General features: G+C 68.5%; 10 protein-coding genes and 1 tRNA gene. 9 read left to right on the plus strand and 2 right to left on the minus strand.

Features of this window, described 5'->3' with window-relative positions:
* The first annotated feature begins 719 nt into the window (after nt 1-719).
* From KF715_14770 to KF715_14805, 8 genes are all read left to right on the plus strand, one after another.
* Nucleotides 720-3,644 (plus strand): PAS domain S-box protein, encoded by a 2,925-nt coding sequence (locus KF715_14770; protein ID MBX3737957.1) that lies wholly within the window; start codon nt 720-722, stop codon nt 3,642-3,644.
* 42 nt (nt 3,645-3,686) lie between these two features.
* A tRNA-Val gene (locus KF715_14775) sits at nt 3,687-3,763 on the plus strand.
* Nucleotides 3,764-3,986: 223 nt separating this feature from the next.
* Entirely contained in the window at nt 3,987-6,605 is a 2,619-nt protein-coding gene (locus tag KF715_14780) for a PAS domain S-box protein (protein ID MBX3737958.1), read from the plus strand.
* Between the two features lie 94 nt (nt 6,606-6,699).
* A complete protein-coding gene (locus KF715_14785) occupies nt 6,700-8,094 on the plus strand; it encodes a PAS domain-containing protein (GenBank protein ID MBX3737959.1) in 1,395 nt (464 codons plus the stop codon).
* A 49-nt stretch (nt 8,095-8,143) separates the two neighbouring features.
* Nucleotides 8,144-9,811, plus strand: a complete 1,668-nt coding sequence (locus KF715_14790) for an amidohydrolase (GenBank protein MBX3737960.1) — start codon at nt 8,144-8,146, stop codon at nt 9,809-9,811.
* 103 nt (nt 9,812-9,914) lie between these two features.
* The gene (locus tag KF715_14795; protein ID MBX3737961.1) at nt 9,915-10,646 is read left to right on the plus strand and encodes a sigma-70 family RNA polymerase sigma factor; all 732 of its coding nucleotides are present in this window, start codon (nt 9,915-9,917) and stop codon (nt 10,644-10,646) included.
* Nucleotides 10,643-13,204, plus strand: coding sequence for a serine/threonine protein kinase (locus tag KF715_14800; protein MBX3737962.1), 2,562 nt, complete (start codon nt 10,643-10,645; stop codon nt 13,202-13,204). Before KF715_14795 ends, KF715_14800 begins: the two co-directional genes overlap by 4 nt.
* 91 nt (nt 13,205-13,295) lie before the next feature.
* Nucleotides 13,296-14,159, plus strand: coding sequence for a hypothetical protein (locus tag KF715_14805; protein MBX3737963.1), 864 nt, complete (start codon nt 13,296-13,298; stop codon nt 14,157-14,159).
* 154 nt (nt 14,160-14,313) lie between these two features.
* Here KF715_14805 and KF715_14810 read toward each other — a convergent pair whose 3' ends face one another.
* The gene (locus KF715_14810) at nt 14,314-16,557 is read right to left on the minus strand and encodes a PAS domain-containing protein (GenBank protein ID MBX3737964.1); all 2,244 of its coding nucleotides are present in this window, start codon (nt 16,555-16,557) and stop codon (nt 14,314-14,316) included.
* Nucleotides 16,558-17,065: 508 nt separating this feature from the next.
* Between KF715_14810 and KF715_14815 the strand changes: the two genes are divergently transcribed.
* On the plus strand, nt 17,066-18,259 hold the full coding sequence (locus KF715_14815; GenBank protein ID MBX3737965.1) for a glycerate kinase: 1,194 nt from the start codon (nt 17,066-17,068) through the stop codon (nt 18,257-18,259).
* Nucleotides 18,260-18,381: 122 nt separating this feature from the next.
* Here the strand turns inward: KF715_14815 and KF715_14820 are convergent, their stop codons facing one another.
* Nucleotides 18,382-22,833, minus strand: a complete 4,452-nt coding sequence (locus KF715_14820; protein ID MBX3737966.1) for a hypothetical protein — start codon at nt 22,831-22,833, stop codon at nt 18,382-18,384.
* Nucleotides 22,834-22,986 lie beyond the last annotated feature (153 nt).

Genomic DNA, 22,986 nt, shown 5'->3' on the forward strand with positions numbered 1-22,986 from the left:
TCCGCTGACAGACCGCCGGCGATCTCGTCGGCGAGGAGTTTGCCCTGGCTGTCGATGTAGGCTTCGATCTTGGCGGTGAATTCGCGGGCGCTGGCGTCGAGTTCGTCGCGGATGCGGGCGAGTTCGGCGAGGTTGGCGCGGGTCGTCTCGAATCCTTCGCGGTAAGCGGCGAGGGTGGCTTCGGTTTTCGTGATGCCTTCGGCGAGGGTTTTGAGTGTCGGCTCGGATTGGGAGAGCTGGCGGCAGGCGGCGAGCGCCCGGTCGACCTCGGCGAGATTTTTCTGCGCGAGCTCGAGTTGCGCGGGGTCGCCGGTGAGACCGTAGGTGCGGACGGCGAGTTGGGTTTGCGCGGAGGCTTGGGCGAGCCGCGAGGTGACGTCCGCTTCGGGGGCAATGGCCCGGCTGAGGAAGCGGGCATTGCTGGAGGCGGAATTCATCCACCAGGCAGCGAACGCTCCGAGCAGGAGCGTGATGACGAGAAGGAGGGCGAAGCCTGCGCTCACCCGCCGGGAGATCGTAAACGAAACCGACATGACTTGGGATTCCGACGGCTCGGGGGGTGTCGTCGCGCTCTCTATCGTCGCGGCAACCGTGCGACTGTAAGGGAATTGCTGCGCATTTTTTGGCGTGGTCTTGCCCAAGCGCGCGCAATCGCCGCTCGCGGTCGCGCAAAGGCTGCGCAGGCGGAGAGACCGGCGATGACGTAGAGTATCCGCCTGGTGAATCGGCTGTCTTCGATTGTGCCTTGGCGCTACGCTGCAGCCTACGGTCTGCTGGCGATGGGGTGGATTGTGCTGTCGGACTTGTGGCTCGATGCGCGGAGTGGCGTGCCGGCCTGGCATTCCGGATGGGATATGGTGAAGGGACTCGCGTTCGTGCTCGTGACGACGGGGCTGCTTTTTCTGCTGTTGAAACGCCTGACCACGCGGCTCGCCGCGGCGGAAGCGCAATACATCCGGCAGGAGGCGCGGTGGCGGCAGGCGCTCGACGGCGTGGGCGACGGCTTGTGGGACTGGAGTCTCCCGACGTCCGAGGTGTATTTCTCGCCGTGCCTGGAGCGGATGCTCGGGTATGCGCCGGGGGAGTTTCGCTCGCATGTTTCCGAGTGGGAAGCGCGGGTGCACCCCGACGATTTGCCGGCCGTGCGCGAGCAGCTCGAGCGGCACCTCGCCGGGGCGATACCGTTCTATCGCTCGGAGCACCGTCTCCGCCGGAAGGACGATTCGTATGCGTGGGTGCTCGATCGCGGAGTGGTGGTGGAGCGCGACGCGCAAGGGCGGCCGTTGCGGATGATCGGCACGCACCATGACATCACGGCACGCTCCGAACTGAAACAGCAATTGGCGGAGCAGGCCGTGCGTTACCAGGCGCTGTTCGAGCAGAGCCCGAATCCGATGTGGATTTTCGATACGGAGACGAAATGCATCCTCGCGGTGAACGATTGCGCGGTGGCGCACTACGGCTATCCGCGCGCGCAGTTCGTCGGGATGAACATCGCCGCGCTGCGGCCGCCCGAAGATGTGCCGCAGCTCCTGGATCATCTCGGGAAATCCTTTCAAAACGTCCGGGCCTCGGGGCCGTGGCGGCACTTGCGTGCGAACGGCGAGATCATCTGGGTCGATATCCTCGAGCATACGATCCGCTGGGAAGGCCGGCCGGCGCGCGTCGTGGTGGCGCACGATGTGACCGCCCGGCAGCGCGTCGCGCAGGCGATCGAGGAGAGCGAGGAGCGGTTCCGCGCCATTTTCCAGAGCGCGAACGACGCGATCTTCACCACGGACGAGCAATTCTGCGTCGCCAGCGCGAACTCGCGTGCGACCGAGCTGTTGCAGACGCCGCAGGAAAATCTGATCGGACGGCATCTGACGGAGTTCTTCCCACCGCGACAGCCGGACGGCGCGGAATCGCGGCCCAAGGCGCAGGCCATCCTCGAGCGGGTGTGGCGCGAGCGCGTGCCGGCGTTCGAGTGGCAGGTGCAGCGACCGGACGGATCGCACGTCGACACCGAGATCACGTTTAGCGGCCTGACGCACGACGGACATCGCTCCGCCGTCGTGGTGGCGCGCGACATCACGGAGCGCCAGCGGGCGAATCGCGAGTTGCGGCTCCTCCATGCCGCACTGCAGGCGACGCCGGCGGGCATCATGGTGACCGATGCCGCCGGAGCGATCGAGTGGGTCAACCCGGCGTTCACGCGCCTGACGGGTTACTCGCTTGCGGAGGCACAGGGAATGAATCCGCGCATCCTGCGCTCCAGTCAGCATGACGCCGCCTTTTATCGTCGGCTGTGGGAAACGATCCTGCGCGGCGAGGTGTGGTCGGGCGAGGTGCAGAACCGGCGCAAGGACGGCGCCACCTACTTCGAGCACATGACCATCGCGCCGGTGCGCAACGGCGCGGGTGCGATCACGAACTTCGTGGCGGTGAAGGACGACATCACGCACGAACGCCGGCTCGAGCAGCAGCTGGCGCGTTCGCAGCGATTGGAGAGCGTGGGCATGCTCGCGAGCGGCATCGCGCACGATTTGAACAACGTGCTGACGCCGATCGTGCTTTCCGTCGAACTCCTGCGCGCCGAGCGGCAGCTTTCCGCGACTGCGGTCGCGCGCCTCAATCTCGTCGCGCAGGCCGCGCAGCGCGGAGCCAACATCGTCAAGCAGGTGCTGACCTTCGCGCGCGGCGTCGAGGGCGAACGCACGATCGTGCAGCCGCGGTATTTGTTGAAGGAGATCGCGCAGCTCGCGCAGGAAACCTTCCCGCGCCTCATCGAGGTGTCCGTCGATACCGGCCGCGACTTGCCGGCGATCCGGGGCGACGTCACGCAGCTGCACCAGGTGCTGTTGAACCTGGCGGTGAACGCGCGCGATGCGATGCCGCTGGGCGGGCGGCTCGTGTTCAGCGCGCGCGTGACACAGGTGGACGCGACGCGGGCGGCCGCGCTCGCCCGCATCGCGCCCGGCGCCTACGTGGAGCTGGCGGTGTCCGACACCGGCACCGGCATCGCCGACGAAGTGCTGGAGCACATGTTCGAGCCGTTCTTCTCCACCAAGCCGCGCGGCAAGGGCACCGGTCTCGGCTTGTCCACCGTCTACGGTCTCGTGCGCAGCCACGACGGCGCGGTCGAGGTGGACACGGCGCTGGGGCGCGGCACGACGTTCCGCGTGCTGCTACCCGCCGTGCCTGCCGATGCCGGCGCCGTGACCGCGCCCGCTGCGGCCGTCGCGCCGTCCGGCGCGGGCTGCCGGGTGCTCGTCGTCGATGACGAGGAACCGATCCGCATGGTGCTCGAGCAACTCCTGCGGCGGCGCGGCTTCGAGGTCGTGACCGCGGCGGACGGAGTGGATGCGTTGCAGGTGTTTCGTTTGCATCCGAGCGCCTACCAATTCGCAATCGTCGATCTGGTGATGCCGCGCATGCGCGGCACCGTGCTGATCCGGGAGCTGCGCGCGCTGGCACCGAGTCTGAAGATCGTGTGCGCCTCCGGCTATGCCGACGAAAAGACGGATGGTGGCGAGGGGCTGTCGCTGGCCGATCTGGGCGTCGCGGTGTTTCTGCCGAAGCCGTTCCGCGAGGAGGATCTGCTCCAGGCGTTGCGCACGGCGGATGGGGCCGCCGTGCCGGGCGGAGCGGAAAAGAAAGTTTGATTTCCGAAAAACGGTCCGCAACCGTGCCCGTCCGGTTTTTTCGGACGCTTAGCTCAGTTGGTTAGAGCACGTGCTTCACACGCACGGGGTCACTGGTTCGAGTCCAGTAGCGTCCACCATCTGGTCGATGGGGCGGGAAAATGTCTGCGCCCTGCGGCGTGAAATCCCCCCGCCGGCGTGAACAGAAAGGTTGTGTGACGGCACGCAGGCCATAGCTTCGCGCGGTCGACGGGCCATTCGACCGCTGCCCCCATGTTTCGCGACAAGCTGCCCGCTCCGATTCAGTTGACGCTCGCCTACGCCCTTCTGGCAGGCGGATGGATCGTCGTTTCCGACACCATCGTGGCGCTGCGCGGCCAGGAGACGTTGCACGGGTTTGCCATCAACATGGGCAAGGGCGGCCTGTTCGTCCTGGTCTCTAGCCTGGTGCTCTACCGCCTCGCCCGGGCGATGGAGCATCGCGTGCGCGGGGCCGAACTGGAGCGGCATCGCGGCGCGCTCGAGGAGGCCCGCGCGACGCAGCGCGCCAACCGCATCTATGCCGCGCTGACCCGCGCCAACGAGATCGCCCTCACCGCCGCCGAGCGCGAGCCGTTGTGCCGGGCCATCGGCGAAACACTGATCGGGAGCGGCGGCCTGCGGCTGGCGTGGATCGGCTGGGTCGACGAGCGGACGCTGGGGATCGTCACGGAGGTCGCTGTCGGCCCCGCGGCGAGTTACGTCGACGGGATCGTGGTTTCGGTGGACCCGACCCGGCCGGAAGCGCAGGGGCCGGTGGGGCTGGCACTGCGGCGCGGCAGCAGCTTCGTGTGTCAGGAGATCGAGCGCGATCCGGCCATGGCACCGTGGCGGGGGCGCGCTCGACAGCACCGACTCGGCTCGACCATGGCGGTGCCGCTCCGGCTGGCGACCGGCGCGCGGGGGACGCTGGCGATCTACGCCGAGGAGCCGGGATTTTTCACGCGCGAGGTCGTGTTGCTCGTCGAGCAACTCGCCGCCGATCTCGCGCACGGGCTGGACGTCATCGCGGTGCGGCAGCATTCGGAGCAGCAGGCGGCGGCGCTGGTCGCGAGCGAGCAGCGCTGGCAATTCGCCCTCGAAGGCGCCGGCGACGGCGTGTGGGATTGGAATGTCGCGACCGGCGACGCCTATTTCTCACCCCAGCTCGCGCGGATGTTCGGCTACGCGCCGGAGGAGCTGAGCGGGCGTTACGAAGAGTGGCAGGAGCACGTGCACCCCGACGATCTGCCGTGCACGCGCGCGCGGCTCGCCGAGTGTCTCGCTGGGCGCACGGCCTTGTTGCACGACGAGCACCGCATCCGCTGCCGCGACGGCAGCTATCGCTGGGTGCTGAATCGCGGCAAGGTCGTCGAGCGGGCTCCCACCGGCGAGGCGCGGCGCATGATCGGGACCTTTGCCGACATGACGGAAGTGCGCCGCGCCAGCCAGCGGCTCACGCTCCTGGAAACGGCGCTGCAAGCCATACCCTCCGGCATCGTGATCACCGACCAGCAGGGGCGCGTCGAGTGGGTGAACGAGCATTTCACGCGTCTGACCGGCTACGCGGCGGCGGAGGCGATCGGCGGCAACCCGCGCGTGTTGAAGTCGGGCCGGCACGGGGACGAGTTCTATGCCCAGATGTGGCGCACCATCCGCGGCGGCAAGGTGTGGAACGGCGAGCTCGTGAACCGACGCAAGGACGGCAGCGAATACAACGAGCACATGATCATCGCGCCGGTGTCGCACGGCGGCGACGGCATCACGCATTTCATCGCGATCAAGCAGGATATCACCGAGCGCAAGCTGATGGAGCAGCAGTTGCTCCGCGCGCAACGGATGGAAGGCATCGGCCTGCTGGCCGGCGGCATCGCGCACGATCTGAACAACGTGCTCGCGCCGATCCTGCTCAGCACCGAGTTGCTGCGTCTGCGCATCCGCGACCCGGCTGATCAGCGCGTGCTGGAGGTGATCGATGCGGCCGCGCGGCGCGGCAGCGGCGTCGTGCGGCAGGTGCTGACTTTCGCGCGCGGCATCGACGGCGAACGTGCCCCGCTGCGCCCGGGCGACCTGTTGCGCGAGTTGGCGATGATTATACAGGAGACTTTCCCGCGGGATATCGAGGTGTTCCGCGAGGTGGCGGAAGATTTACCCATGGTCCGCGGCGATGCGACACAGCTCCATCAGGTGCTGCTTAACCTCGCGGTGAACGCGCGCGACGCGATGCCGCAGGGCGGCACGCTGACGCTGCGCGCGCAGGCCGAACGCGTGACGGCGCGGCGCGTGGGATTCATGGGCGAATTGCCGGCTGGCAACTACGTGGTGCTCGGCGTGCGCGATACCGGCCAGGGCATGCCGCCCGAGGTGCGCGAGCGGATCTTCGAGCCGTTCTTCACCACGAAGCCGCGCGGCAAGGGCACGGGCCTCGGTTTGCCGACGGCGCTCGGCATCGTCCGCAGTCACGGGGGCATCGTGGAAGTGGACTCGGCACCCGGCGCCGGTTCGGAATTCCGCATCTACCTGCCGGCGATCGCGCCGGAAAAGGTCGACTCCGCCGCGCCGATGGCACCGGTGACTGTTGCGGGGCGCGGACGCTTGGTGCTCGTGTGCGACGATGAGCCGAGCGTGCGCGAGGTGGCGAGCGTCGTGCTGCGCCACGCGGGCTTCGCGGTCGTCGAGGCGGGCAACGGCCGCGAGGCGCTCGTGATCTTTTCCGAACGCCGCGGGGCCATCGCCCTTGTGTTGATGGACATCATGATGCCGTTGCTGACGGGCGATCGCGCGGCGGCGGACATCCGCCAGCTGGAGCCGGGTTTGCCGGTGATTTTCATGTCCGGCCTGATGGAGCTCGATGCGGTGCAGGCGGCGATGAAAAACACGATCGGCCAGACTCCCCCGCTGTTAAAGAAGCCGTTTGCGGCCGGCGACTTGCTCGCGGCGGTCGCGCGCGCGGTGGGGGCGTGACGCCGGGAGCGAATTTTACGCCCCGATCCTTCAGCCCGGGCCTTTTGTGCCGTTAGTAAAGGCGGCGACGTGCCACGCCGCACGCCGGTCCCCTATGAATGTGCGCCCTGTCACCCCGCTCGGAATCGCGCGGGAGTTCAAACTCAACGAAATGTTCTTCTCCACGACCGACGCCCGCGGCGTCATCGTGAACGGGAACGAGGTTTTCACGCGCGTCAGCGGCTTCACGACGGAGGAGCTGGTCGGCCATGCGCACAACATCATCCGCCATCCGCACATGCCGCGGGCGGCGTTCCAGCTCGTCTGGGAAAATCTCAAGGCCGGGCGCTCGTTCGCCGGCTACGTGAAGAACATGGCCAAGGACGGTGCCTACTACTGGGTGTTCGCCGTCATCGTGCCGATCAGCGGCGGCCGGTTTCTCTCCATCCGCTTCAAACCGACGAGCCCCACCTTCGCGGTCGTCGAGCGACTCTACGAGAAACTCGCGCGCACCGAGAGCGTCGCCATCGCCGGCGGCGCCGCGCCGAAGGAGGCGATGGAAAAAAGCCGCGCCCAGCTCGGGGAGGAGCTCCGGGCGCTCGGCTTCGCCAGCTACGATCTCTTTTCCCACGTCGCCCTCAACGCCGAGCTGTGCGAGCGCGATTCCCGTCTCGAAGCCGCCAAGCTCGGGCTCTTCCCCTCGGCGATCCACGGCCAGGGCATCTCCGCCAGCGTGGCGCAGCTCTACGACGACGGCCTGCGCGTCTACCGGCAGGTCACCGAGGTCTTCGCGGAACTGCACCGCTTCATCCGCTTTCACGAGCAGTTGCAGAACGCCGGCCGCTCGGTCCTCGGCGTCGCGGACGATTTCCGCATGCACGCGCTGAACGTGAACATCACGGCGCAGCGGCACGGACTCGAGGGTCGCACCGTCGGCGTGGTTGCGACGTTCCTCGATCATTACGCGCAGGAACTCGGGCGCGGCACCCACGAGCTGCGCAGCCACGTCACGCGCACCTCCGCCGCCACGGAGAGCATCAACGCCGACATCGCCATCGCACGCCTCCAGATGGAAATGATCCTCGCCTACCAGGCCGAGCTCGCGCTCGGCACCGGCGCGGCGAAGGACAAGAGCAGCATGCTCATCGACCTCGAGGAGGCGTTCGTCGACCGCACCCGCGCCGCCGCGCGCTCCATTACGGAACTCCAGACGGAGTCCGCGCTGCTCGCCGAGTCGCGCGAGCAGTTGAGCAAGGTCGCCATGAGCATCCAGATGGCGCAGGTTCGCGGTCTCACCGAGGCGGCCCGTATCGCCGAAGCGGAAAACCTGCGGACGATGTTCGCCGATTTCCGCCACAAGATCGACGAGACCAACAAGGAACTCGTCGCCCTCGACGACGCGCTGAACTACCTCGGCATGCTCACCGCCCAGACGCCGCGGCAAATCATGGCCGTCGGCCTCGCTGCCGAGAACATCCAGGAACGCGTCCGCGCGCTCGCCGCCGCCTGATCGTCGCTCGGGGTTTGCCAACCGCGGGAACTTGCGCCGTGCTGCGCGCATGTTCCGCCTGCCCCTGGCCGTCCTCGCCCTCGTCGCGATCGCCGGTGCCCAACCGGTCGACCTGCTCATCGTCCGCGGCAATCTCTACACGCTCGATCCCGCGCAGCCCCGCGCCACCGCACTGGCCGTCCGCGACGGCCGCATCGTCTTTGTCGGCGACGACGCGGGCGCCGACAAATTCCGCGCCGCGGCCCGGCGCGTGCTCGATCTCCATGGCGCCACCGCCGTCCCGGGCCTGAACGACGCGCATCTCCATCTCGCCGGCATCGGCGAGCGCGAGCTCTCCTTCAATCTCGAGGGCACTACCGGCATCCCCGACCTCCAGCGCCGCCTCGCCGAACGCGTCGCCGCCACCGAGGCGAAACACTGGATCGTCGGACGCGGCTGGATCGAGACGCACTGGCAACCCGCGGCCTTTCCCACGCGCCAGCAACTCGACGCGGTTTCGCCCGCTCACCCGGTCGTGCTCGAGCGCGCGGACGGTCACGCCGTCGTCGCGAACTCCGTCGCGCTGCGGCTTGCCGGCGTCACGCGCGACACGCCCAATCCGTCCGGCGGCGAGATCCTTCGCGACGCCGCGGACGAGCCCACCGGCATGCTCGTCGATCGCGCCATGGCGCTCGTCCTGCGCCTCGTGCCGCCCGCGACACCCGCCGAGGTGGAGCGCCAGCTGGTCGTCGGCGCCGAGCGCGAGGCACGCCTCGGCTGGACCGGCATTCAGATCGCCGGCAACAGCTACGCGGAATCGGAGATCGTGCGCAGGCTGGTCGCCGAAGGCCGGATCAAGTTGCGCGTCTACGACGCCGTCAGCGGCGCCGACGGCAGCGGGGAAAAACTCCTCGCGGCCGGCCCGGTGCTCGCCGAAAGCGCCGGCCGCTTCACGCGGCGCGGCGTGAAACTCTACATCGACGGCGCACTCGGCTCGCGCGGCGCGGCACTGCTCGCGCCCTATGCGGATTCCCCGCATTCGAGCGGATTGCTCATGCAGGAGGAGGCGAAGCTGATGCCGTTGCTCCAGGCGGCGCTGCGCCGTGGCATCCAAATCGAGACGCACGCCATCGGCGACCGCGGCAATCGCACCATGCTCGATTGGTATGAAAAAGCCTTCGCGGCCGTGCCGATGGCCGAGCGCGCGGTCAAGGAGCCGCGCTGGCGCATCGAGCACGCGCAGATCATCGCGCCGGCGGACCTGCCGCGCTTCGCGTCGCTGGGCGTCATCGCGTCGATGCAGCCGTCCCATGCCATCGGCGATTTCTATTTTGCGCCGAAGCGACTCGGGCGCGAGCGGCTCGCCGGAGCTTATGCCTGGCAGTCGCTGCTCCGGAGCGGTGCGCACTTCGCGGCTGGGTCCGACGCGCCCGTCGAGCGCGGCGAGCCGATGATCGAATTCTACGCCGCCGTGGCGCGGCGCTCGCTGGATGGCTTCGCCGATGCGGACTGGCATCTCGAGGAGCGGCTCACGCGCGAGCAGGCGCTGCACGCGCTGACGCTCGGCGCGGCCTACGCCGCGTTCGAAGAGGAGGAGCGCGGCAGCCTCGCCGTCGGCAAGTGGGCGGACCTCACCGTGCTCTCCGCCGACATCATGCGGATCCCCGAGCCGGAGATCCTGAAGACGCGCTGCGTGCACACGATCGTTGGCGGCGAGATCGTCTACTCCGCGCCGTGATTTTCGCGCCGGGCTCTTGCCGCTTCATGGAGACATGGGCGCGGCGGTGGGCGCGGTCGGACTCGCGTTGACGCGCCGGCGCTCCGCTTCGTAGGTTCGGCGCGTGCCAGACGCGCGCGCACAGGAGTCCACGCCCGACGGGTTCGATTCGACGAACTGGAGCCTGATCGTCTCGGCGCAGCGCAACACCGACCAAGGCGCCGCGCTCAACCTGCTGTGCCAACGCTACTGGCGACCGATCTACGTCTTCGCGCGCCGCGAAGGACTGGCGGCGCACGATGCCGAGGATGCCACGCAGGAATTCTTCGCGCACATCCTGGAGCGGGCGTGGCTGGATCGCGCGGATGTCGCGCGCGGCAGCTTCCGCGGTTTCCTGCGCACATTGCTCCGGCATTTCCTCGCCAATCGCCGCCGGGTCGCGGCGGCGGCGAAACGCGGCGGCGGCCCCGTGCGCCTCGCCGAGCTCGCGGCCGATCGCGACGAGCTGGAGCAAGTCGCCGCCACCGATCTCGATCCGGCGCTCGCCTACGACCGCATGTGGGCGCTGTCGGTGCGCCGGCTGGCGCTGGAGCGGCTCGGCGCGGAGCAATCCGACGCGGCGCACGCGCGCCGGTTCGCCGCGCTGCGTCCGTTCCTCGTGCGCGCGCCGGCGTCCGAGGACTACGACCGGCTCGCGGCCGAGCTCGGACAGACGCGCAACCAACTCTCCGTGGCGCTCCACCGGCTGTCGCGCCGCTACACGGAGCTGATCCGCGCGGAAGTCCGGAGCACGCTGGCGAACCCCGCCGACGTGGACACGGAGCTGCGGCAACTGGTCGACGTCCTGCGCCGATGAGATGCGTGTTGTGCGGCGGCGAATTCTCCACGGCCTCGGCGGATGAGGTTTGCGCGGCCTGCGCGCTGACTCGGGCGCTGAGCCCAACGACCGAGGAGCCGCGCGATGCGCTCGCCGGCTACGAACGCCTGCGGGAACTCGGGCGCGGGGCGATGGGCGTCGTGTGGCTGGCGCGCGAGCGCGCGCTGGACCGCCTCGTCGCGCTCAAGGTGATTTCGCTCTCCGGCGATCCGCTGGCGGCGGAGCGGCTGCTCCGCGAAGGCAAGGTCGCCGCGAGCTTGCAGCATCCGCACATCGTCGCGGTGCACGCGCTCGGCGGCGAAGGCGCGACGACGTTCCTCGCGATGGATTTCGTGGCCGGCGGAAATCTCGCGGAAAAACTCGCCCGGCAACCGCTCGCGCCCCGCGCGGCGGCGATGCTCGTGGTCCAGCTCGCGGACGCCGTCGCGCACGCGCACGCCGCCGGCGTCCTGCATCGCGACCTGAAGCCTTCGAACGTCCTCCTCACTCCGACCGGCGAGCCGAAGCTCGCGGACTTCGGGCTGGCGGGCCCGTCGCAGGGGCGCGGCGATCTCACCCGCACGTTGCAGGTGGCGGGCACGCCGGCCTTCCTCGCGCCGGAGCTCCTGAGCGACGCCGCGGCGACCCCGCTCGCGGACGTCTACGGTTTGGGCGCGTTGCTCTATGTGTGTCTGACCGGGCGCGCGCCGTTCGTGGCGGAATCGACGGCGGCCGTGCTGCACCTCGTGGCCACGGCGGAGCCCGTGTCGCCGCGCGTGTTGCAGCCGGGCGCGCCGCGCGATCTGGAGACGATCTGCCTGAAATGCCTGAGCAAGCGGCCGGCGGAACGCTACGCGGGCGCGGCGGAGCTGCGCGACGACCTGCGGCGTTTTCTGCGCGGCGAGACCATCGCGGCGCGTCCGCTGGGGCCGCTCGCGCGCGGCGCGCGCTGGTGCCGGCGCCGGCCGGCGGTGGCGATCTCCGCGGGGCTGGCGGCGACGTTGCTGCTGACGCTCGCGATCGGCGGTCCGCTGGTGGCGGTGCGGATCGAGCGGGAGCGGCATGCGGCGAGCGAGGCGGCGGCCACGGCGCGCGCGGTGAGCGAGTTTCTGCAAAACGACCTGCTGGCCCAGGCGTCGCCCGCGCGGCAACCCGATCGCGATCTGAAACTCCGCACGGTGCTCGATCGCGCGGGGCGCGCCATCGAGGGCCGCTTTGCGGCGGAGCCGGAGATCGAGGCGGCGTTGCGCACGACGCTCGGCGAGACGTATTCCTCCCTCGGCGATTTCGAGACGGCGCGGCGCGAGTTGCTGCGTGCGCGCCGGTTGCGGGCGGCGGCCCCGGCCGGCGCGCCGGAGGCGGTGCTCGCGCTCGACGCGAAGCTGGTTCCCGTGCTGGTCGGGCTCGGGCGTTATCCGGAGGCCGCGGCGTTGGCGCGCGTGACGTGGGAGCGGCAGAGCCGGGTGCTCGGCCCCGAGGCGCCGGCGACGTTGAACACGTGGAGCCTCTACGGCGACGCGTTGCGCAATGCCGGGCGGTGGCCGGAAGCCAAGGAAACGCTGCGGCAAGCGCTCGAAACGCGGCGGCGACTGGGTCGCCCGCTCGACCGCGAAGCGCTGCTCACGATGAACAACTATGCCAGCGCGCTGACGGAGACCGGCGAGCTGGCGGCGGCAGAGCGTTTGTTCAAGGAGAGCCTGGAGCTGCATCGCCGGCACCTCGGCGAGGATTTTCCCGAGACGCTGCGAGTGATGAACGACCTCACGATCGTGCTGTCGCGCGAGGGCAAGCTGACGGAGGCGGAAGCGCTGGGACAGCAGGCGCTGGCGGCCGACGTGCGGGTGCTCGGGCCGGAGCATCCGGGCGTGCTGTTGATCCTGAACAGCCTGGCGTCGATCGCGCGCGATCGCGGTCGGCTCGACGAGGCGGCGGCCTACCTGGGGCGCGTGCTGGAGATCCGGCGACGGGTGTTCGGGGAGAAACACTCCGACACGCTCGTGGTGCTCACGAACCTCGCGATCATCCTGCGCGATCAAGGCCGGCTGGACGAGGCGGCGGCGAGCGCGCGCGAATTGGTGGCGACCCGCGAGGAGGTTTCCGGGCCGGAGCATCCGTTCACGCTGAGCGCGATGTTCGCGCTCGCGAGCATCGAGAAACGCCAGGGCGAACACGCGGCCGCCGAGCTGCGGTTCCGCCGCCTGACGGCCGCGCGGGCGCGCGTGCTGGGCGAGTCGCACCCGGACACGTTGTGGGCCCGCGCGGAATGGGGCGACGTGCTCCTGCTGGCCGGCCGATCGAGCGAGGCGGAAGCCGAATTGCGGCGGGCGCTGGCGCTGGCCGAGCGGACCGAGTGGGACGAGTGGCGCCGCGCGATCGTGCGGTCGCGCTTGGGCGGCGCGCTGTGCGCGCAGGGCCGATGGGCGGAAGCGGAGGCGTTGCTCGCGGCCGGAGTCGAGGGATTGGCGGCGAACGAGGGCAAGATGCCGAAATTTCTTTTGCCGGAATTGCCGTTGGCGCGCGAACGGCTGGCGCGCTGGCAAGCGGCGGCGAAAAAATAGCGGCGCCGCGCGGATTTTCGGTAAGGGGGCGCGGAAACCTTACCATTACGGGTGGCGACGTGCGCCTTTCCGGTGCGCGCGCCCGTATCCCATGCGCATCCCCCTCCTTGCCGCCACCGCCTTCCTCGCGACGCTGACCGCGTCGGCCCAGGTTTCGAGCTACCTCGTCGAGAAGCGCACCTACACCGAGCAGACGCAGCAGGATACCGCGCCGACGCTGAAGGGAGTCTACGAGGCGCGCTTCGCCGTCTTCGGCAGCAATCTCGCGGGACTCACGCCGGTGCGGATCACGACGCTGCCCGTCGGCAGCCTCGCCGCCGCGCCGGTCAACGCGAGCTACACGAACCCGAATTGGGAGACGATCTATTCGACCAACAGCAAGGCGACGCTCGACCAGCAGTTCGCCAACGGCGCCTACGCGTTGCAGGTCGGCGGCGCGACGCCCTCGATCAATCTCGGCGCGGGCGGGAGCTTCACCGACAAATATCCGGACGTGCTCCCGCTGCTGACGGGCGGCACGTGGAGTGGCGGCGCGCTGTTGATCGACCCGACGCTCACGAGCTACACCTTCAATTTCAACGGCGACCAGGTCGCCGCCTACACGAGCGGCGGCCGCATCTCCGTCACGCTGATGTCGCCGACGGCGCAGCACGCCGAGTCGATCTACAGCACGACGTTCGGCGTCACGCAGTCCGCGCTGAACAGCTACACGATCAATCCCACGCTGACGGGCATGATCGGCGGGCAAACCTACACGCTCGAACTCGAGTATTCGCTCTACACGGGCCAGGGGCTCGTCGGCGGCACGGTGCCGAAGGCCGGCGCGTTCACCTACATCTCGCAAATCCAGGTCACGGCCGTGCCCGAACCGAGCACCTGCGCGGTCGCGGCCGGCTTCATTGCGTTGCTCGGTGCGATCGTCTGGCGCAAGCGCCGCGCGCTCGGTGCCTGTTAGGACGCATCTTCAAATTGTCTTTGCGAGGAGTCTCGACGGGCGGGCCGTTCACCACGGCTCGCCCTGCGGGCATCGCGACGAAAAGGCATTTTGAAGACGCGCCTTAACGCGCGAGGGAACGGCGACCCGCGCGAAAGCATCGACCGAGCGCAGGCTAGGCACGAGCGGGAGCGTCGGCCGCGGCGGCGTTGCTCGGCGCGAGCGGGAGTTCGATCCAGAATCGCGAACCGTTCACTCCGTCGGACTCGACGCCGATGCTGCCGCCGAGGCGCTCGAGCGCGCGGCGGGCGGTGGCGAGACCGATGCCGGTGCCTTCGTAGGCTTCGCTGTGGAGGCGCTCGAAGATGCGGAAGAGGCGCGGCTGCAAGTCGGGGCGGATGCCGATGCCGTTGTCGCGAACCCAGATTCGCAGGTGCTCGGCGCGCGTCTCGCCGGAGACGTCGATGCGCGGCGTGCGCCCGGGCGGCACGAATTTGGCGGCGTTGGTCAGGAGGTTGGACAGCACCTGTTGCAGCAGCGCGTCGTGGGCGAGGACGGGCGGAAGCGAGTCGGGGAGGGCGATCTCGGCGGCGGGTGGTTGGAGGGCCGGGTGATCGTTGACGAGATCGCGGAGGATGCGCACGGCGTCGACCGGCGCGAGTTCGACGTCGTGCCGGGCGATGCGGCTGAAGGCGAGGAGATCGCTGATCAGGCGGTCGAGCCGTTCGCCGCTGCGGATGATGCGTTGCAGGATGCCTTGCGCGTCGGCGTCGAGGCGGTGCGCGTGATCTTCGAGCAGCAGGCCGGAGAAGCCGGTGATGGCGCGGATCGGCGCGCGGAGGTCGTGCGACACGCTGTAGGTGAACTCCTCCATTTGTTTCACGAGGTCGTGGAGGGATTCGGTGCGTTCGCGGACTTTCGATTCGAGTTCGGCGTTGGCGCGGCGGAGGTCGAGTTGGGCGTGCTCGAGGGCTTGCTCGGCGTTTTTGCGATCGGTGATGTCGACCGCTGCGCCGGCCACGCCGACGATGCAGCCGGTCGTGGGATCGCGGCGCGGCGTGACGAAGAGCGAATAGTGACGGAGGCCGGTGGCGAGTGGAACGGAGACCTCGCCCTGTCGCGGCTCGCCGGTGGCGAGCACTTCGCGTTTGAGTCGCACGAGCGGCGTAGCGTCCGCGTCGGACGCGAGCTCGGTATCGCGCTGACCGATGGCGTGGCGGTGTGCGCCGTGCTCGGGGTAGAGCCAGGTGTAGCGGAGCTCGGCGTCCTGCTCGAAGAAGGTGAGTTGGTCGGCGTTGGCGGCGAGGCGGAAGCGTTGTTCGAGCAGGCGGAGCGTGGCCTCGGCCTGGGTGCGGTGATGGAGCTCGGCGTGCAGTTGCGTGAGCGTGCGGCGCAGGGCTTGGGCGACGGTGGCGGTCTCCGCGAAGGCCCAGGTGCGTGGCGGGGGCAGCATGCCGCGCGCGAATTTGTCCGCGTCGGTGACGAGGGCGTTTACGTCCGCGACCGTGTCGCGGCCGATGCGCCAGGCGACGAGGATCGTGAGGGCGAGGATGCCGAGCGTGATGGCGAGGCCGAGCCGGAGCAGTTGCTTGGCGGAGGCTTCGAGCAGCGCGACTGGCGCGCCGATCACCGTGGCCCAGCCGGTATCGGCGCCGTGGGAGACCGCCGAGAGCACGTCGATGCCTTCGAGGGTGCGGCTCGGGGCGAGGTAGGGGGTGCGCTGCCGGACCGCCTGCACGATGTCGGGCGTGGCTTTACGGCCGATGAATTGTTCGCCGGCGCGGTTGCGCCAGACGATCGTCCCGGTGCGATCGAGCACGGACATGATGTAGCCCGGTGCTATCTGCCGCAGGTCGATGCCCTCGACGAAAGCCTGGGGAGTCAGCGCGAGGGCGACGGCGTAACGAAATTTGCCGTGGCGCATGTGCGGCACGGTGATCGCGAGCACGTAACCTGGCGCGGCGGTGCCGGGGATGACGTTGGAAATGTAGGAGCGGCCGGCGCGCCAGGCCTCGAGCGTCGCGGGCGGGATCTCGCTGCCAGGCAGGGGAGCGCCGAAGGGCAGGCGGGTGTTGACCAACTGCCGGCCGGTTTCGTCGAGCAGGACGATCCACCGGGCGTCGCCCGAGGCGATGCGGGCCGCGCGTTCGTAGAACGCCGCGAAGTCGTCACGATAGAGCGCATCCGCGGTGGCGAGCGAACCCACGAAGCGTTCGTGGGCTTTGAGCTCCTGGTCGATCAGCGTGGCGACGGCACGCGAGGTGTTTTGCAGGTCGCGCGCGATGGCGGCGCGCTCGTGCAGGTAGGCGCGCCAGGTGAGCGCGGTGCCGAGAATCAACGATGCGGCCGCGACCACGGCGCCGAGCAGGAGGAGCCGCCCGCGAAACGAGCTGAACGTCATGGGAAGCGAGCGAAACATGCGGGAGTGGAGGACTTGGTGACGAAGGGGAAGTTGCCAGTATGCGGCAAGCTCGCCGGCCTGGCCATCGGGGTTTCCACCGGCGCTTGCGAGTCGGTGGGACTCACCCGGGGCGGAGCCGAACTGAGATGCCGAATCTCCGGAGCGCTATGCGGCTCACCGGGCCGACGGCGCTGGCGGTCGGAAACGTAGTCCTCGGGGAAACCCTCGCGCGGTGGGAAGGCGGCAAATTCGAGGCAGGGGAATCCGAACCGATGCGCAGACTTGTGGTTTGGGACGGGTTGTTCGTCAGCGTCAGAGTGCCGACACGCGATGGGAAGCTGTGGTGTTGGCCGGATGGGTCGTCGAGGTGTCAGCGATGCGCCGGCATGCGCTTATTGGCCCGGCTTCCGATGCCATCCGTGCTTGGGTAACTGTTTCGCGAGCGAGTCATTGTCTCGACCTGCTGGTGCGCGGATTGATTTCGCCGCCGAGGGCTGACGCCTGCAGATCCTCGGCGCTTACGCTGGTGAAAATCCTGATCGCCCCCGACAAATTCAAGGACGCTTTGAGCGCGGCCGATGTTGGCGAGACCATACGCACGGCGTTGGCCGAGATGCATGGACGGAAAGTCGAGACGGACCTTTGCCCGTTGACCGATGGCGGGGAGGGCTTCGCGGAAATCCTGACTCGCTCGTGCGGAGGCCGCATGGAAACCGTCCCGACGCGCAATGCACGGGGATGCGCCATCCGTGCGCCGGTGGGGTTTGCCCGTTGGGGCCGCGTTCCACAAAGCGCGCGCGCTTTGCTCGGCCTCGGCGACTTCGATGCGGACGCCGAGATTGCATTGGTCGGCATGGCGAGCGCGAGCGGGCTGGAGCAGCTCTCCGCAGAGCAGAGAGCGCCGTGGCTGGCGACCACTTGCGGGACCGGGCAGCTAATCGCGCACGCGCGTCGGCAGGGGGCGCGGGCGGTATTGCTCGGCATTGGGGGCAGTGCCACGCACGACCTCGGTGTGGGGGCATTGCAAGCGATGGGTTGCTCCTTCTTCGATGAAGGCGGCAGGCGAGTGGATTCCGTTCATCCGGGCAGATGGGTCGCGGTTGTCCGCGCCGCTTTCCCGACGAATGACTGGCCGCCCATTCGCATCGCGTGTGACGTGATCAATCCGTTGCTCGGCGAACGCGGCGCGGCGAGAGTTTACAGCGTGCAGAAGGGACTTGGTCCGGAAGAGATTCCGGCGTTGGAAGCGGCGACGGAGCGCATGGCGCGTCTGCTCTGCGCGCAGGCCAATACATCGTTCGAGACCACGGCGGCTCCGAGCATGGGTGCCGCCGGCGGCATGGCCTTCGGGCTGGCGACCGTGTTTCGCGCCGGAATCGTGGAAGGCGCGGCGCTGGTCCGGGAATGGCTGTCGCTGGAGGCGCGGATTGACGCCGCGGATCTCGTGATCACAGGGGAAGGGCGGTTTGACGAGAGCTCGTTGGAGGGCAAAGGCCCCGGAAGCGTGCTGCGTCTTGCCGCGGCCCATGGCAGGCCGGTGCATTTTTTTGCGGGAGCCGCATCGATCGCTCCCAGCGGTGGCGTTCGCTTGCACCTCATCACCCCGGCAGGACAACCACTGGTCGAGGCGTTGAGCCACGCGCGATCCAATCTGCGCGAAGCGGTCCGAAGGGCTTTGGGGGACGTGCTGAAACCGGACGGCGCGTGCCACGCCAATTAAGGACAAAGCGCGACGGCGTCGTGTGCGGACGGGAAAATGAACCCGCCGGCCCGAAGGCCGGCGGGCGTTTGGCGTCCCAGCGACGGTCGCGTTAACGTCGCCAGGCGCAGGGAAACCTCAGCTCAGGGAATCGTGATCTTCACCTCGTCGATCCACGCGTTGCCGGTCGCCGTGGCGCCGGTGTAGATATACAACTCGTCGGGCAGCGCCGTGGTGGACGGCAGCGCGGTGTTGGTGAGCGTTTGCGCGACGTCGTTCACCCACAGTTCGAGCAATCCGCCAGCGGGCGCGCCGGCGGCGCCGGGCGGCGTTACGCGCACACGGACCTTCACCCACGTGCCGCTTGCGACGGTCGTTGGCGACATCATCCCGCCGGCGGTCTGCAGCTGCACACCGAACGAGGTGCCGCCGATCGCGCGGCTGAGGGCGACGTGCACGACGGGGAACGTCGTCTGGTCCTGGCCGATGACGAGGTGGACGTCGTCGACCGTGTCCGTCGTGGATGAGGTGAACTTCAGCCGCGCCTCGAGTTCCCAGACCTTGAAGCTGGGAATGTTCTGGCCGCGCAGGTCGATCCAGCCGCCCAGCGTCTGGCCCGCGGTGGCGGTGCCGGCGCTGATGATGACCGAGTTGGTGCCCGAGGCGTTGCCCGGACTCGTGGTGTCGCTCGCGAGGTTGAGGTTGACCGCGTCGGAGGCGCTCGGCCCGAGCTTCTGCCACGCGGTGTTGTCGGTCGTGCGCGTATTGCTGTTGGCGGCGAGCGCGGTGTCGGCGATGCCGATGGGCGTGGTGCCGACCGCGCCGTAGCCGTTGCTGTTCGGCGGGAAGCTGAGCGTCAGCGCGGTCGATGGCGCGTCGACGCTCATCTCATACCACAGGGTGTTGGTGGTGGTCGGAATCGTGACCGTCGCGTAGGGGCTGCTGTAGCTCACTGCGAGCGGTGCGATGCGGTCGCCGTTTTCGTCGAGACTGTAGGCCGAGAGCCGGCCGGAGCCGACGTTGAACGTCATCGTGCCGCTGATGCGTTCGACGAAGCTCGGCGAGCCGCCGACGGACGCCGGCGCGGAGTTCTCCGTCGGCGAGTCTTCGTGCGAGACGGGTCCGCGGTAGGTCTGCCAGGTGGACTTGTAGTTGTCGGTGTAGCCCGCGGTGGTCACGAGCCAGCGGCTGCCGGCGGCGCCGAACGATGAGCCGTCCTTGAGCGTGAGGCTCACGCCCGCCCAGCATTCGGTGCTGGAGGTGCCGACGTTCGTGCGGTGCTGGAAGCTGTCGTTGAGGCTGAGGCTGACGCCGTCGCCGAGCGAGATGGACGTGTTCGGCACGTAGTAACCGTAGAACGACTTCGCGGTCGTGGTCGTGATCAGGCTGCGGCGCGTGGCGCTCGTGGTGTCCCAAGTGAGCTCGCCGCTCGGGTCGGTGATGACGCCGCTGGGCGCGACCGACGGCCGGACGACGTAGCAATCCGAGGGGTCCATGCGCTGGCCGACGCGGGTGCTGAAGCCCTGTAGCGTGGAGATGGCGCCGCCGGCGAAATCGGTCGCGCCGAGGTTGGCGCGCTGTTTCTGGCGGATGGTCTCGATGATCGTCGCCTTGTCGACGACCGCGATGGCGGTGTTGGTGTCGGGAGCGGCGGAGACGACCGAGAGCGCCCGCGCGGCGAAGGGCATCGCGGCCATCTTCGCCGGGGCGCGGCCCATGGTGAAGACGCCTTCGAAACCCGAGTCGAACTTGCCGGCCGACGTGACGGTCTCCTCCCGGTTGCGCTCCTCGTAGCAGAACATGCAAATGCCCTGCCAGCCCTGCATCGCGGCGTAGGCGCCGAAGAACGCCGGGCCTTCGCCGCCGTAGGTGTTCGGATAGCCGTGGCCGCTCTCGGTGCCGAGATACGGCTTGCCGAGGATGCGCCGGCCGCTGCGCGCGCCGACGGTGTTGGCGCCGTCGGTGGTGCCGGCCATCGGGAAGTTTTTCGCGACGAGGATACCGCTCGGGTAGACGCTGTAATGCTGCCAGTAGCTGTGCGAGTCGACGATGTCCATGTCCTGCGCCTGCAGGAAGCCCGGGCTGAAGTCGACTTGCGTGCCGATGATCAGCGGGCGGTTCGTGCTGCCCGTGATGCCGACGATGTGGTCGCGCATCGCCTTCCAGTAGTCCGTCTCGGTTTTCCAGAGGAAGTTGAGCCAGTCGGTCTGCATCGCGCGCGAGCGGGTATGAAAATCAGCGCGGCGCGGGAATGACACGGACCCCATCGCCTCGCCGCTCGGCAATCCGATGACGGGCAATTCGGCGACGGTGACTTGCGAAAGGTTGAATGTGCCAGGTGTGCCAGACGTGCCGGAAGGGAGATTACCGAGCGCAAAATCGATCCAGCCGTCCGTGGTGTCGACCGTGGCGGTGAAAACGTGCGTGAAGGTCTGCCACGCCGTCGTGGGCATGATCGAGTTGGAGAGGAAGATCACCGACGAGGTGCGACCGCTCACGCTCATCTTGTTCGAGCTGGTGGCGTTGACGGAGTGCTTGGCGTGGAACGTGAGTGCGTAGGTGCGACCGGCGACGAAGGTGAGGCCGGTCTTGCGCAGGTAGAGGCCGCCGGACTCGTTGGGCGTCGTGAGCGCGATGCTGACGGCGTTGTTGCCGGTGCCGCCGCCATCGCCGCCGCCCGCGACGACGCTGTTCGCGCCTAGCGTGGCACCGACACGGCTGTCGGGATCGGTGAGCGTCCAGCCGGTGTTCGCAGTGATGGAAGAGGTGTTGGGGAACTGGCCGTTGCCGACGAGATCGGAGCCGTTGGTGCTGCTTTCGACAGTGAAGGAGGTGCCGCCGGCGACGGCGTTGCCGACCTTGAGCGAAACGGAGGCGAGCTGCACATGGCCGACCTGACGGGCGAGGTCGGAGAAGAAGACATCGATGGGGCCGTCGCTGGTCGCGCGTGCGGGGAACACGACGATGTATTCGCGCCAGGTGTTCGTGAGCTCGACCTCGGTATCGTGCAGGACGGTGAAGTCGGAGTATTTGCGCCAGCCGATGCGGATGGTGCGCGGTGTGGCCTCGGCGATGCGTGCGTGAAAGCGCAGCGTGTGCGGTTTCGTGGTGTCGGCGGTGACGTTGCGGTAGAGCAGCTGCACGTGCCAGGCGGTGGTGTCGGAGTTGGCGACGACGATGTCGACCGCAGGCTGGCCGGTCGGGCCGCCGGTCGTGAGGATCGCGGGCGGATTGGCGCTCACGAGCGTGGACGGCGTGGCTTGCAGCACCCATGGCGGTGACGTAAAGCCGCTCGCGAAGTTGCCAGAGCTCAACAGTTCGGTTGCCGCGGGGAAATCTGCCGAATTGGTCTTCGGGGCCCAGGCCGCGGTCAGTGCGGTCGTGCCGGCGCTGCCGGTGCCGTAGGTGTCCGCGAGCCAGTTGTTCCAGAGCGTCGTGAGTTCGGTGCGGTGGGAGGAATTCAGCGTGCCGTCGAAGGCGCCGCCCCACCAGTTCGAGATAAGGCCGTCCTCGTTGTTGATCTCGACGATCGCGATCGCGGGGTCGGTGGCGTAGGTGTGGTTGCCGCCGGCGGGATTGGGGGCGTAGGGATTTGTGTGGTTGAGGAAGAAGGACGCGTAGGCCTGCTGCTCGGTGATGTAGTCGGCGTAGTAGAGATCGATGCCCTTGTAGCGGCCCGCCGTGCCGCCGCCCGGCGTCGGGTAGTCCTTTCCAACGCGCAGATTGAGATCGACGTAGATGAAATTCTTCCGGAGCTCGCCGACGAAGAAGTCGAATTTGTCGAGCTCCGTGGAGTTGACGTTGCTCGCGCCGGTAAATACGGCGCTCGGATCCTTCAGAATCCCATGGTGGCCACTGTCGCCAGCGACTGGCTCCGACGGGCGGTCATCGAGGTTGTGGACGCGCACGAGGTTCACGCCGAACTGGGCGAGGCGCGCGGCGATCTTGGGCGCGTCGGCCTTTGACGGGATGTTCGAGCCGTAGGCGAAGTTGATGCCCCAAAAGCGAACGGTCTGACCGTTGGCGGTGAGGCCGACGCCGTCGGAACCGATGGTGACGCGGGGCGGCTCGCTCGCGCCGCCGGGCCACGAGGTGGCGCGGAAATCGGTCGCCGGGCTGTAGCGGTCGTCGTCCCACTTCATCACGAATGGCGTGCGGCGGAAGCCGTAGTAGGCGGCGGCACTCTGGGCGGATTCCTCATTGGTGGAAGGGTTCACCGCGCTCACGCGATAGGAGAATGTGCCGTGACGCGCGTCGATCAGACCGTCCGTCGTGTTGGGATCGGTCGGACTCGAGTCCGTGTAGCTCGTCGCGCCGTTGGTGATTGTGGTCAGCGCGGTCGTGCTGCCGTCGCGGTAGACCTTGTAATACGGCGTGCCTCCACTGGGATTGGCGACGGCGGCCCACGTGATCTGCGGCGAGGCCGCAGAGGTGGACGTATCGACGACCGAGATGATTTCCGGCGTCGCGGGTGCGGCGGCGCGGGAGATGGCGGCGAGCGCGAGCGCGCCGGCGGTGAAGAGCGGGAGGAGTCGATGGGATGCACGCCAAGCGTGTCCGAACTGCCTGCAGGCAGGAGGAGGGGTGGTCTTCATTTTCCGGGTTGGTTGTCCGCGGCGCGGGGCCGCCGGCGGGGTGGGGGATGGCGTCGCACAAGGCCACCGAAGCGCGCCGGGCTCAACGGGGCGCGGCGGTAACAGTTACCAGCGGTCCGGTCGCCGCCGGACGGATCGGCCGCGGCGTCGCGC

It is taken from the genome of Candidatus Didemnitutus sp. (assembly GCA_019634575.1).
Classification (GTDB): domain Bacteria; phylum Verrucomicrobiota; class Verrucomicrobiia; order Opitutales; family Opitutaceae; genus Didemnitutus.